The sequence below is a fragment of the Candidatus Thiodiazotropha sp. AKIB8 genome (assembly GCF_058244675.1).
In genome coordinates this window covers 132,600-145,534 of record NZ_JBSYOO010000049.1, presented here as the reverse complement: position 1 = coordinate 145,534, position 12,935 = coordinate 132,600, and the positions used below count along the sequence as shown (strand labels likewise).

Annotated in this window: 11 protein-coding genes; 5 read left to right on the top strand and 6 right to left on the bottom strand. The window is 47.5% G+C overall.

The features are described from left to right. Window positions 1–197: 197 nt before the first annotated feature. The 5 genes from AC4IFB_RS17440 to AC4IFB_RS17420 all read right to left on the bottom strand — a co-directional run bounded on the left by AC4IFB_RS17440 (window position 198) and on the right by AC4IFB_RS17420 (window position 7,626). Window positions 198–2,552 carry a response regulator gene (locus AC4IFB_RS17440; protein ID WP_490780847.1) on the bottom strand — a complete coding sequence of 785 codons (2,355 nt, stop codon included), beginning with the start codon at window positions 2,550–2,552 and terminating at the stop codon, window positions 198–200. Between the two features lie 187 nt (window positions 2,553–2,739). Further along, entirely contained in the window at window positions 2,740–5,400 is a 2,661-nt protein-coding gene (locus AC4IFB_RS17435) for a hybrid sensor histidine kinase/response regulator (RefSeq protein ID WP_490780846.1), read from the bottom strand. Between the two features lie 4 nt (window positions 5,401–5,404). Then, on the bottom strand, window positions 5,405–5,677 hold the full coding sequence (locus AC4IFB_RS17430) for a two-component regulator propeller domain-containing protein (RefSeq protein WP_490780845.1): 273 nt from the start codon (window positions 5,675–5,677) through the stop codon (window positions 5,405–5,407). Between the two features lie 103 nt (window positions 5,678–5,780). After that, window positions 5,781–7,199 carry a response regulator gene (locus AC4IFB_RS17425; protein WP_490780844.1) on the bottom strand — a complete coding sequence of 473 codons (1,419 nt, stop codon included), beginning with the start codon at window positions 7,197–7,199 and terminating at the stop codon, window positions 5,781–5,783. 208 nt (window positions 7,200–7,407) lie between these two features. Continuing rightward, a complete protein-coding gene (locus AC4IFB_RS17420; protein WP_490780843.1) occupies window positions 7,408–7,626 on the bottom strand; it encodes a hypothetical protein in 219 nt (72 codons plus the stop codon). A gap of 280 nt (window positions 7,627–7,906) precedes the next feature. Between AC4IFB_RS17420 and AC4IFB_RS17415 the strand changes: the two genes are divergently transcribed. The 5 genes from AC4IFB_RS17415 to AC4IFB_RS17395 all read left to right on the top strand — a co-directional run bounded on the left by AC4IFB_RS17415 (window position 7,907) and on the right by AC4IFB_RS17395 (window position 11,767). Further along, on the top strand, window positions 7,907–8,149 hold the full coding sequence (locus AC4IFB_RS17415; protein WP_490780842.1) for a hypothetical protein: 243 nt from the start codon (window positions 7,907–7,909) through the stop codon (window positions 8,147–8,149). A 604-nt stretch (window positions 8,150–8,753) separates the two neighbouring features. Beyond that, on the top strand, window positions 8,754–9,116 hold the full coding sequence (locus AC4IFB_RS17410; protein WP_490777801.1) for a circadian clock KaiB family protein: 363 nt from the start codon (window positions 8,754–8,756) through the stop codon (window positions 9,114–9,116). A gap of 35 nt (window positions 9,117–9,151) precedes the next feature. Then, on the top strand, window positions 9,152–10,801 hold the full coding sequence (gene kaiC, locus AC4IFB_RS17405) for a circadian clock protein KaiC (RefSeq protein ID WP_490777802.1): 1,650 nt from the start codon (window positions 9,152–9,154) through the stop codon (window positions 10,799–10,801). A 2-nt stretch (window positions 10,802–10,803) separates the two neighbouring features. Next, window positions 10,804–11,085, top strand: coding sequence for a circadian clock KaiB family protein (locus AC4IFB_RS17400; protein ID WP_490780841.1), 282 nt, complete (start codon window positions 10,804–10,806; stop codon window positions 11,083–11,085). A 382-nt stretch (window positions 11,086–11,467) separates the two neighbouring features. Beyond that, window positions 11,468–11,767, top strand: coding sequence for a DUF1488 family protein (locus AC4IFB_RS17395; protein WP_490777804.1), 300 nt, complete (start codon window positions 11,468–11,470; stop codon window positions 11,765–11,767). Between the two features lie 123 nt (window positions 11,768–11,890). Here the strand turns inward: AC4IFB_RS17395 and AC4IFB_RS17390 are convergent, their stop codons facing one another. Beyond that, entirely contained in the window at window positions 11,891–12,931 is a 1,041-nt protein-coding gene (locus AC4IFB_RS17390) for a hypothetical protein (RefSeq protein ID WP_490777805.1), read from the bottom strand. Between the last annotated feature and the right edge of the window lie 4 nt (window positions 12,932–12,935).

Below are 12,935 nucleotides of genomic sequence, written 5' to 3'. Positions count from 1 at the left end.
TTCCTGCTCCATCTGAAATTCCATACTTGCAGTAACGCTCTAACCCTATGTGTGAATAGTATCTGTGTAAAGACGTATTACTCAATACGACTTGTGTAACAAATTGTATTTAGGGGTAGGCTGATTAAAAAAGAGTAATGTTAAGCACTGCATGTTCAGGTCAGTACAATGCTATTGGAACGGAGCAGTCAACTTTTTTAGCTTAAATGATGCTGTTTATTTAATGCCTGCAGGATGGCTGGATAGTTAAATTGTACAGCGAGACGGCTCAGCGTTTGTTGCAGTGTTTTGTCATACGACTCAACCTGTTGGATGGCTGCGTAAATACGCCCAGGTTCAAGGTTGAGCAGTGCCTCCCTGAGTTCTTTAAGCAATGCCTCGGGCAAGACTTTCATCATCTCCGGTGTTAGTGTCAAGCTCTGCTGTTGAGGTTCTGGCTTGTCTGCATAGAGATACTTCACGCCCAAGTGTCTTGATAGACAATCGTATATTTCGATCGCTCGATAGGGTTTGCTCACATAATCGTCCATACCGGCAGCAACTATCTCCCTGCGCTGATCAGCAAAAGCGGAGGCGGTCACCGCGACGATCTTTACCTCCCTGCCATTGGGTAGCTGACGAATACGCCGCGTCGCTTGAGTACCGTCCATTACCGGCATCCGTTGATCCATCCAGATGAAATGAGGATGCCAGCTAAGAAACAGCTCCACCCCTTGTGCGCCGTTGTTGGCTGTCCTGACCTGGAAACCCACAGACTCCATTAGCCTGACAAGCAGTGACTGATTTTCAAGCTGGTCTTCCACAATCAGGATGCGGTATTCGAGTTGACCTGGTGCCAACCGTTCCGCGTTGCCCATCTCTGTAGATGTCATTTTGACGATATCGCTCTGCTTTGCTTCGATAAGGGGTAAATCAACCCTGAATAGTGAGCCTTCTCCTGGCGTGCTTTCAAGCGTAATGCTACCCCCCATCATCTGTACAAACTGGTGAGTGATGGTGAGACCGAGACCGGTGCCACTATTGCCATTATGCGGACGGAGTTGGACGAATGGTTCGAAAATGCGCTGCTGCTCTTCAGGTGTTATGCCTGCACCGGTATCCTCAACCTCTATCAACAGTTTGGCGGTGTTGTCATTCTCTGTCGCCAGGCGCAGGGTCACTTCTCCGTGTTGGGTGTATTTGATGGCGTTACTCAGCAGGTTAATCAATATCTGTCGTAGTCGGGCTTCATCACCGACGATGTAGTGCGGGAATTCCGATGACTGGTCAATGTGCAGTTCCAATTGTTTCTCTTGGGCACGTATATGCATCAGGTCGGTAATATCGCGTACCATTGATTCCAGGTCGAATGGTAGGTTATCGGGTTTTGCCTCTCCTGCTTCGATCTTCGCCACATCAAGGATATCGTTTATCAGGTGCAGCAGGTGTTCGCCGCTGCGGTTGATAATGTCGAGGTAATGTATTTGGCTCTCTGCAAGTTGCGGGTCCTTCTGCATGAGGCTGGAGAATCCGAGGATGGCGTTCAATGGAGTACGCAGTTCGTGGCTCATGTTGGCGAGAAAAATACTTTTCGCTTGATTGGCCTTTTCGGCATTTTGTTTTGCCACGACCAGTTCAGCAGTACGTTGCTCGACTTCGTCTTCCAGCTTATCTTTATAGCGGCGCAATGCCTCCTCAGCCTGCTTCAGGTCGGTGATATCCATCAGATTCCCGACAACACTTACAACCCTCTCTTCTTCATAGATAGGTTGAGCTGTTGTGCGAATCCATAAACGCCTCCCCTTTATGGTGGTGAATGGAAATTCAAGATCGTAGGGTTCACCTTTCTCATAGGCGTTTTGAAACGCCTTCAGTATGACTGGCCTGTCTTTTGGGTCATAGCAGTCAAGACCCAACTTCAAATGATCTGTACTGGGATCATTGGGTAATTCATGGATAGCGTAGAGTTCATCGGTCCAAAAATAATTATCTGTTTTAGCGTTGTACTCCCAACCGCCGACCTTGCTCAGACGCTGAGTGGCATTCAGCAGTGCTTCACTCTTTCGCAGCGCCTCTTCCACCCGCATGCGTTCTGTAATCTCTGCTTGCAAGCGCTGATTTGTATTCGTCAGCTCTTCTGTACGCTCGTTGATTTTACGCTCCAGCTGTTCGGTGAGCTCCCGCAGTTGCAGCTGGTTTTCCACGCGAGCAAGCACTTCCTCCGGATGAAAGGGCTTGGCTATGTAGTCTGCCCCCCCTGCTTGAAACGCCTTGACCTTATCGCTCTCCCCTTCCAGGACACTGATAAAAATGATCGGGATGTTACGCGTCCTATCATCCTGTTTGAGCAGTCGGCACACCTCAAAACCATCCATTCCGGGCATCTTAATGTCCAGTAGGATAAGATCGGGCAAGGTGGTTTGCAGAAATCGTAAAGCGAGCTTGCCATCGGAGGCTGGGTGCACAACATAGCCTCGATCTTTGAGAATGCCCATCAACAGTTGAAGATTGGCCGTGCTGTCATCCACAACAAGGATTGTGCCTGACTGAGAAAAGTTGGTTTTTCTATTCATAGCTGTCTGATTTTTTTAGGTTGAATCAATAACCTTCCGGAGTATAGTGTTCAGCCGTCTCTGGACGTTCGATCAAGTCGCACACCACATCCTCGAAGAATGGATCCACTCCTTTGTGCATTTCGATAGAGCAACACGACTCCGAAGTGCCAGTCAGTCGTTATACAGGCTCCCATGTTCCCCGTCTTCATATGGCATCTCGCTCTCTATTTTTGTCATCAGCAGCCTCGATTAACTCGAGAATACGACCATATTGCAGCTCTTTGGCAACAACAGCCAATGCATCAGCAAGGCTTGGGTCATACTCTCGTATTGCCGTTATCGAATGTTGCAGTGCTACGGCATCAAGGCTGACAAGAGCCTCTTCCAGGTCGTTGCGTAACCCGGCAGATATCCCAGCCAGAGCTGCTGCGGTCAGCGGTTGTGCAACCTCCTCTGCGGGATGGGTATCCTGCTCGTAGATAAAGCGGGTACCGAGGTGTTTCGTCAAGGCATCGAATATATCGGTATCTTTAAAAGGTTTGCGAAGAAAATCATCGCAGCCCGCCGTGAGGATTTTACGCCGCTCTTCTTCCAGCGCATGGGCGGTGAGGGCAACTATCCTGGTCTTCGCAACTTGCTCGGTCGCCTTGATCTGGCGGGTCGCCTCCAGCCCGTCCATGATCGGCATGCGTATATCCATGAAGATCAGGTCGGGGTGCCACTTGGTGAAGAGCTCCACCGCCTCCTCACCGTTGACCGCTTCCTGCAGATCGAAACCGAGAGGTCCGAGCAGTTTGTGCAGCAGCAGACGGTTCTCCCGCTGGTCTTCGACGATCAGCAGACGCTGGCGGGGCTGTCCATCTTCGATACCAATGACCCGGCCGTGTTTGGGCTCCAGGGTTCCGGCCTCGGGGGCAACTATTGTCACTGGAATATCAAAGTAGAAGATCGAACCTGTTCCCCATTCACTGCTGATACCGATTGTGCCGCCCATCAGTTCGACATACTGTTTGCCAATGGCGAGTCCCAGGCCGGTTCCAGCCTCGGAGGGTGCTCGATCCTCCAGCTGTTCAAAGGGAGAAAATATCCGCTCCCTATCCTCCTCGCGGATGCCAGAACCGGTATCCTCAACCTCGAAGCGTAAGCGTATTGGCTCAGAGTCACTCGTTTCAGCAACCATGGCGCGCAGTGTGACGCTGCCGCTTGATGTGTACTTGATGGCATTTTCAATAAGGTTGAGCAGCACCTGCTGCAGTTTGCCGCCGTCGGCATTGAGATGTCGGGGGAGGTCAGGGGAGTGATCAACAGCGAAGCTCAATCCTTTATCATGGGCTCGCACGTCCATCAGCGATTTTATCTCCTCCAGTAAACGAACCAGGTCGATATGTGACTCCTCCAGCTCCACCCGGCCCGATTCGATCTTGGAAATATCCAGCACGTTGTTGATCAGGTTCAGAAGGTGCTCTCCGCTGCGGGTAATGATGTTCAGATTCTCTATCTGGTTGAGGGTGGCATCTGCGGAATTCTTCATCACCTGGGAGAAGCCGAGCACTGCGTTAAGCGGTGTGCGCAACTCATGACTCATGTTTGCCAGGAAGACGCTCTTGGCCTGGTTGGCTCGTTCGGCCTTCTCCTTGGCGACTTGCAATTGGGATGTACGTTCTGATACACGCTGTTCAAGCGAATCATATAGGGATCGCAACTGCTGAGTCATCTTATTGAAATTTTGTGCCAGGACATCTAACTCGTTGTGTTGCATTCCAATATCTACTGTCCGTGTTAAATCACCGGTGGCTACTTGACTGGCCACCTCTGCAACATTACGAATGGGACGTGCAATCTGCCGGGCCAAAAACCAGAGCGATACCTCACCGATCAAGATCATGATCAGGGAAATTCCCAGTAATCTCCACATCAAAGCATTTGCTGGAGCGATAATGATCTGGAGTGGCACGCGAACTACAGCTGCCCATTGGTTGGCGACATTCCCAAAATGAATGGGGACAATCGCTATCAGGTGGTCCTTTGTAAACAGAGTGTTCTCTTTCGCTGTTGTTATAGTATTTTCAAATGCCCTGTTCGTTTCTCTGTCACTCAATTCTGAGATCAGTTTCTCTCTCAGTTGAGGTTGACCGGTCGCCGCGATGATGTTTCCGTTGTTTCCGATCAGAAGCAGTTTCCCTGTTTTATTGTAGATATTCACTTTATCTGCAACACCTTGCATAAAGCCGACGGGAAGGTCTATTCCCATCACTCCGTAAAAAACTTGGTCGACAACAATAGGAGCCACGATGGTGACCATCAGCGTATCTTTTCCCGCCACCGGGTATGCATATAAATCCGAGATATACTCCTGCTGCGTTATTTTGGGTACCTGGTACCAGTCACCCTCATCGGTAGTAGGCGCTTCCACCATAATTTTTCCAACTCCGCGGTGAAAATAGGGCTGAAATCGTCCACTCTTACCATACGCCTGTGTATTGGTATGACGGGAGTCCTGGCCGTCAAAGGCATCTGGCTCCCATAGGGTCCATACCCCGAGATACTGCGGGTTCTCGATTAATACCTGGATCATCATGGCATTGACCTGATCACGGCTGATATTCAATTTATTCGCTGGTGTTTTTACCGCCATTAATGCCTGAGCGAGGGTACGAGTGGCATCAAGAGTTGTTTCAATCTCCGACTTAACGATACCTGCCTGGACACGGGCTTCAGAGAGTGCGCGCTCATTCGCAGTCTGGATCGATGATGATCGGGCGATGACGACAGCATAGCCCACGATAGCGATGCCGCTTACCAGCAGACAAATGCCTGTCCATAAGGCTATTTTCGATTGAATGGTAGTAATGTTGAAGAATCTCATAGAGCTAATCTTCCAGCTTTCCAAAGTTTCTTATACGCATCGTTGGAGAGTAGTCTGTCTGCGACAAGGGCAATAACTCCTCTCCCAAAACCATACCGCCATACTTTTTAATCGCACAGACGGTGGTGGCCCAGATAAAGCCCTGACGATCCTGCAGAAGATGATAGACCGAATTGTCCGAGAGGCCGTCACCTATGGTCAGATGGCGGAAGACGATCTCGTTCTGTTGCGGCTGAGTTAGCGGGAGTGGTTGGTAAGTTGGGGCAATATGTTTCACATTAGCCTCAATCCCGCCGTGCAGACTCTGCTGGCGGAATAATAACGTGGGTGGCTATCACATACGTCGATGGCATCTGAATCCACCTCTAAACGCATCAGAACTAGCTATGGCGTACCACGCTATCTCCCTGCTCTGTGCACATAGGCTCGATCAGACGCCACATACCTTCCATCAGCAATCTAAGCTGTTGTACGTCACCTTCATTATAGTCCTCCTCTTTGTTTCCAACGCCGGCAACCAAGACGATTTTATCGTCAACGATCACGGGTAGATTCATGTGGCGGATCAGCTTCACATGTCCTTCCGGTGTGCCCTTCTTCCAAGGGTTTGGTGCGATGTAGTCGTTGGTGATAATCGGGCGGCGTTGGCGTATGGCTTCGCCCCACAGCCCCGAGCCTTCTAAAGGAAATATCTGCGGTGTGCCTTCAACATCGCACCCTGCCATGGCCTCCGGGGACCAGTATTTGACGTTAAGGGTGGTTTCGTCATCATTCATCAATCCAAGATAGCCCAGCTTGCTGTGGGTCAATCGGATCGCCGCCTCGTAGGTGAAATGCATAAGTTCATCCTGACTGGCATCACTCATCTGGTAGAGCTGCAGCAGGGTCTCCATCCGTTCTGCGCTGAGCTTGAGCATCTCTTCCGCTTTTCGCTGGGCAGTAATGTCGACTATGATGCCATCCAGGTAGAGTAGCTTTCCATCGGAGCCGAAGACGCCCAGGCCCTGGTTATGCACCCAACGCTGAGTGCCATCTGCCGCCATCAGGCGGAAGTCCACCTGGTAACGATCTTTGTTTGTTAGCGCAGTTGTTACTGCATCGGTAACGCTTTTTTGGTCGTTTGCATGAATGATGCTGGCAAACGAGCGTATCTGGTTGTGCTGAAACTCTTCGCTTGGATACCCGCTGATCTGTGAGATAGCTGCGCTGACGAATTCCATGGTCCAGTATTCGTCATTGGCGCAGCGGTAGATGGCGCCCGGGCTGTTGAAGACGATGTTTCCCAATCGCAGTCGGCTTTCGCGCAACGCCTCTTCTATCTCTTGGCGCCGATTGATCTCCTCCTCAAGGTGTTTGTTGGCAATCCGCAGTTTTAAGGTGCGAGCGCTGACCTCCTGTTCCAATCCTTTGGTGAGTTCTTGCAGACGTAGATGGACACCAACTCGGGCAAGCAGCTCTTCAGGCTGGAACGGTTTGGTGATGTAGTCCACGCCGCCTGCCAGAAAGCCCTTCACTTTATCACTTTCATCTTCCAGGGCGCTGAGGAAAATAATCGGGATCTGTCGCGTATTGTCATCAGCTTTTAGTCGTCGGCAAACCTCATAGCCGTCCAGTCCTGGCATCTTGATGTCCAGCAGGATGAGATCGGGCAGTCTCGAATTGACAAATTCCATTGCCAGTTCACCGTTGATGGCGGGATAGACGGTATAACCCTTCTCGGTCAATAGCTCGATCAGCAGCTGAAGATTGCCGGCGTTGTCATCAACAACCAATATCTTGTTGTAATCTGAAGGGTTCATGGTTTATTTACAGGATTATTTTCGAATGAGTTTGTTGTCATGTTTTGCCTGGTACCCGCTATGCTTGTTGCTTGAAAATTCAAGATTCCATGCCTGCTGTACCGGTTGATCATGTTCAGCACCATACCCTTCATTTCTGGCATATTGAGACGATCACGCAAGCCAAGCGGTCGTACAGAACTGGTAAGCCTCCTCGATCTCACCGGCCTCATCCTCCAGGTAAGTCGATAACATCCCGATCATGATCGAGCTGTTTTCTCACTGCCACCGGCAGTCTGAGAATCGGGGCTGTTTTTACCAGAACAGGACGAATATCAGGCGAGCGAACGCGGTAGATTAAAAAAATCTCTGTCTCGCTGATAAGAGATAGATCCTTATATCCCAGGGTTGCGAGAACTTCGGATCTTAGATGTGGAATACCTTGCATCTAACCCTTCTCAACCTGGCTTCTGAGATGACTTTGTGATTTTGCTGGGCGTAAGTAGCCAACCAATACCCAACTATACTGCTATGTATTCAGGTGTTAATAGAGTCTCTTACTAAACTTATAGACCTGTTTGCAAAAATTGGAACAACTTATTATTCGCAGAATGTTATTTTTTGTTAACCATAGATTTTATTTATAGTTGGATCTTATTGTATCCTACAGCGCTCAACGCGCCAAAAGTGGAAGAAAGCAGAAATCGGCAGGTTCGAAAGGAATCGGAATGAAAAAAAACTGTATCTTCTTTTTAATGATATTTTCAATTTTCTCTCTGAAGGCTGAAGGATTAAATCAAGAATTTGATTTAGCTGAAGCAGAAGAAGCAGAGGAAAGCTCATCAGTCATGCCAAAATATGGCAATCAAAAGGATAAGATAGCGCCGACTAGAGTACTTTCCAGTATCGCAAAGAAAGCAGACATAAGAACCAAAGAAATAATAAGAGAGTTGGAAACCATAACTCGGTAAGTTAAATGGCTGCTGTTACTCTACTCACCTACTCCTGAAACGTGAGTAAATACCCCTCCACCACGAAGGGGGGAGGGGAGTAAACGATGAATCGGCTGCACTATATGCACTGATCATATTTGACACGCTGATGATTTTTGCTTTTTTCTCAGTCTCTCATACTGTGCCAGGTAATGGTTTTCAGAACTCAGAAACCAAGAAAGATCAACTCGCATTCAACTCTTCTCACCACTGATAATCCAATACAGATTAACTGCAAGAAATATTCGAAGGATATATTCTAAAGTTTTACAATATATTTTGAGAGCCATCTATATAAGGTTATTTCTCAAAACAGATTCAAAGTCTGGTTAGTGTGGTGAAGTTAACTTTATGCCTGCCCGAGGAATTTCAGGGTTAAGCACTGGGAGATGAGGTGCGTTCATTTGTCGACGACAGTGGCTGAATAGTAATCTACACTTAAGGGCATTAGCAATTAATAGAGGTGCCCTCAAACCTGGAAAAGTAGTTGTCGCTCTATTCTGATAGTAAATTACTGGTTGTGATGAGACGCTACCAACTTCTTTCTCTAGGTTAAACGAGTGTGCTGAAGTAGAATATCGACATGTCATCTAAGAAATCTAATAGCAGTGTCGAGAAATACCATTTTCTACTCTATATAGATTCATCGAAGCCAAAATCTAACTCTACTGCTGACAGACTAGCCAAAATCTGCTGCGATAATCTAATTGAAGCCTATACCTTGGAACTCGTCGATCTTCAGGATAACCCGGTACAATTCGAGCAACAAAATATCATTGCGGTACCAACATTGGTGATTGAGACACCGGAGCACTCTCGGCACCGATTTGTTGGTGACCTTTCCCAATCTGAAATATTCATCATCGCCATAGGTTTTGCTCAGGAAGCAAGTAAAATGAGCAAACAGGCGTCAGATATGCGCAATAAGATAGAACCACTACGCTAAGCTTGGTGGCAATAGTAGAAAAAACGGGAGGACGGATGAATAACAACAAGGTAACCACCGGGCTTAAAGGCTTCGATGCCATATTAAAGGGAGGCTATCCGGCGGCCAGTCCGACCCTGCTGAAAGGTGGGCCAGGTACCGGAAAAACAGTATTCAGTTTGAGCTTTGCAAATGCCCAGCTGCAAAAGGGCAACCCGGCGATAATCGTAACCTGTGAAGAATCCCCCGAACGCTTGGTCGGCTATATGGACGAGTTCGGCATGGCAGGTACAGATCATCATGCCTCAGGCAAGCTGATAATCCTCGATTTTCGCCCCAACCTGAGCGAAACGGTGGTAGGTGAGTATGACCTTTCACCGATTCTATTGCGCATAAGCCATGCCATTGAACGCAGTGATTCAGAGATACTGGTTATCGATTCACTGCAAAACCTTTTATTGGGACTTGGGGTAAATGAGCCACGGAAAGAGATATTGGAGCTTTTCGATTGGATTCGCGAGAAAGGGGTCTCTACTCTGGTCACCATGTCAGCCTCCCAGGAGATCAAACAAAGCCTGTTAGAAGAGTATGCGGTGGATTGTGTAATCCATTTGAACCAGACACTCGACAACCAGCTGATGACTCGATACCTGCGGGTAGTGAAAATGCGGGGCTCGGCACACGGTTCCAACAACTACCCTTTCAGCCTTACACAGAGTGGTGTTTCTCTGCTGCCGATCACGGCAACTCACCTAAAAAACGCTATGAAATTGGATCGGGTCAGTACCGGTAATCAGCGAATTGATAACATGTTGGGAGGTGAAGGCTATTTCAAAGGGGCTGGCCTGATGATCAGCGGACGTTCTGGCAGTGGTAAGACCATTTTGGCCAGCACATTCCTGAATCAAGTCTTAAAAAATGGTGAGAAGGCGATATATGTCTCCTTCGAAGAATCGGAGAGCGATCTAAAGCGTAATCTGCAATCAGTGGGGATCGATTTCTCTACCCACAGCGATGCGGGAAAGTTGATAATCCACACTGGCCGAGCCATCGAGATGGGATTAGAGGATCATCTGATTACCATTATCAATCTGGTTGAAAAGGAGTCACCGGAGTTGCTGGTGCTTGACCCGGTCTCCGCGTTGATCGATATGGGATCGTCACGCATGGTAAAGATGCTGATGATCCGCTTTATCTCCTATATTAAGGAACTGGGCACGACACTGGTACTTACCGAACTTCTACCCGATGCATCTGACGATTACAGTGAACTGGCCATATCCAGCCTGGTGGATACCTGGTTCAGATTGCGTCAGGTAGAGAGTAATGGCGAGCTTAACCGCCTGATCAACGTAGTTAAATCACGGGGCTGCAAAACTTCCAATCAAGTAAAGGAGTTCACTATTGGAGAGAGCGGTATTGTGCTGGAAGATCCCTATATCGGTGAAGGTGAACTGGTTATCGGTAGCGCAAAGATATCGCGTATCAAACAGGATCAGCAGGAGGTAGAACGAAAGCGGCACGAACTCGAGCAGGTTGAACGGGCATTATCTACAATGCAAGCAGCCTATGACTCAAAACAGAAGGCATTGGAAGCTGAATTCGATTCGCAGAAACGCGATTTGATGCATCAGTTAGATGAGTTACAGCGCCAGGCCAGCCAGGTGGTTGATCAGCGGAAAACCATGAGAGGATTAAGGGACTGAATATGACAAAGCAGATCGTTAGGCTCTATATCGTCGGATTTACCCCCATCGCACAGCGTGCTATAGAAAATCTCAAACTGCTATGTCAACAACCGGAATTCAGTAATGCCTACGATACTGAGGTGATCAATCTGCTCGATAATCCATCCTTGGCTGAGGAGGAGAAGATTCTAGCAACACCAGTATTGATCAAGAAGCTACCGCAACCGATGAGACGGATTATCGGTGACCTTTCGGATAGGGAGAAGATCCTGGTTGGATTGGATATATGTTCTAACCAGTGACTCCTGCTATCTCAGTTCCATCCCTTCAGTGACGCGTTGGCTGCATGTGGAGCTGCCAGTGATACAGTTGGTTCTCGTCACTATGTTCTCAATCAGTCGGGTAAGGAGTACTATGGTTCTACCTGGATCGACTAACCGCTGCAAAATGCGCCCCCCAAGGATGTAGAGAAGTTGAAAAGCCAAACCCAATCACCATTGGGAAGGATCGGGCAAGTCGATTATTTTTTGGGCTGATAGGTCGTATGCATGACTTTGAAACAGACTGTTTTGTATCTTGCTGTAACTGCATTTGAATTGTGATGCACTAGGGCCTATTCGATTAGTGTTAACAGGCCCTAGTAAGCAGGATTCACTATACGGTTGCCCTGTTTAAGGAGACAAAGTGATTTTATTCCCGAGGCTAGAATGTTGGAATACCACTTCCAAAGTGGCAACTATTGCAGCAGATGTTGACAAAACACGCGTGCTTTGCCGGATCTCGTTGGAGATTTTAAAAGAACAATTCGGCCCCTCAGATTTGAAACCTATGCAGTTTGTAGCTCAGCATCGAGTCGATATTCAAAATGCGGCTAGAACACTGATAGAAAACGGGGTTTATGAAGAGGATGGTTCCATTCTTATTCGTGCATGTGACTTTCCGGTAGCGTTGCAAGTAAACGGGATCAACCGGGTAGATCCATAATTTGCTATAAATTCCCGTTACAATAATCACCTGGTAATAGTAGCTAAGATTGAGGCAACCAAATGACCATCGATTGAATGGTTATTGTGGCTGCCTCATGCCATAGATATCAGTCCACTAAAACTAGTTATCTGTGTTTAGCTTTTTCATGCAGTTATCATAATCGATATCGGTAGTGTAATTATTACTGAATCCCGATAAATTATAGGATAAACAAAGGTAGTTTTGGGCATTGAATATATAATATCCATCATCAGTGCCCGCAGAAGCGTAACTGAACCTTAGATTATGACCAAGCGTTCCATTAGCAAGTGTCGTTTCTCCGAGATCTGAGTAAGTTGTTGGCGAATTAAATTCCATAAAGGTTGATGAGGTGGAAGGATTTCCAGAACAATCATTACTCTCATAGGGAAGGGTTGCATAGAGTACTTTATTGTCCTCGGTAAATTTTAAGATAATGTTATAAGTACCACCGGTGTCAAAGGCATAACATAATGTCTGTAACCACCACATGCCAAGCAAATCACTGTTTTGAGGATTGGGATTTGGGTTGGGGTTTGGATTAGGGTCTTGACCATTTGCATCGCTGTGGATGGTCAGGCAGTTATTGTAGTCTATCGGAGCAGAGGGAATGATCTCATACGAAAAATCTGCCGTGTTGATTGAAAAATTACTTGTAAAACAGAGGTTGTCTTGACTGGTAATCGTGTAGTAACCATCAACAGTGACGTTATTGAAAGCGATTGTAATCAAGTAGCCATTTGCGCCATCTTGTAGCGTTTCACTCGCCCCTTTTGTGTAGGTTGTCATGAGGCTGGACGGTAAGAAAGTTTCATCTTTACGTGTTGTGCAGCTGGTGTCTTGAAAGTCTTGGTAGCCCTCTAGAACCTCACCATTAGCCGTAAATTTATACAATGTTTTAAAATAGACGCCAGCACTATCCTGGATACAATTTGAAGACATCCAAATTTTTGAACTGAGATCACTAACACTGTTGTCATCAGTGGAATCGTCGACATCAGTGGTATCCTCGACATCAGTATTGTTTGAGTTGTCATTATCATCATCACCGCCACCACCGCCACCTCCTCCACAACCTTGAAGAGCGAATATAAGTGCAAGTGGCAGTAGAAATGATAAGCGAAGCAGTGTCCCTTTGTTCATAAAT

What these genes read in the sequence shown, in the direction of transcription:
- AC4IFB_RS17420 (WP_490780843.1), bottom strand. Translation starts at nt 7,626, where the DNA reads ATGCAAGGTATTCCACATCTAAGATCCGAAGTTCTCGCAACCCTGGGA.
- AC4IFB_RS17440 (WP_490780847.1), bottom strand. Translation starts at nt 2,552, where the DNA reads ATGAATAGAAAAACCAACTTTTCTCAGTCAGGCACAATCCTTGTTGTG.
- AC4IFB_RS17390 (WP_490777805.1), bottom strand. Translation starts at nt 12,931, where the DNA reads ATGAACAAAGGGACACTGCTTCGCTTATCATTTCTACTGCCACTTGCA.
- AC4IFB_RS17410 (WP_490777801.1), top strand. Translation starts at nt 8,754, where the DNA reads ATGTCATCTAAGAAATCTAATAGCAGTGTCGAGAAATACCATTTTCTA.
- AC4IFB_RS17425 (WP_490780844.1), bottom strand. Translation starts at nt 7,199, where the DNA reads ATGAACCCTTCAGATTACAACAAGATATTGGTTGTTGATGACAACGCC.
- AC4IFB_RS17415 (WP_490780842.1), top strand. Translation starts at nt 7,907, where the DNA reads ATGAAAAAAAACTGTATCTTCTTTTTAATGATATTTTCAATTTTCTCT.
- kaiC (WP_490777802.1), top strand. Translation starts at nt 9,152, where the DNA reads ATGAATAACAACAAGGTAACCACCGGGCTTAAAGGCTTCGATGCCATA.
- AC4IFB_RS17435 (WP_490780846.1), bottom strand. Translation starts at nt 5,400, where the DNA reads ATGAGATTCTTCAACATTACTACCATTCAATCGAAAATAGCCTTATGG.
- AC4IFB_RS17400 (WP_490780841.1), top strand. Translation starts at nt 10,804, where the DNA reads ATGACAAAGCAGATCGTTAGGCTCTATATCGTCGGATTTACCCCCATC.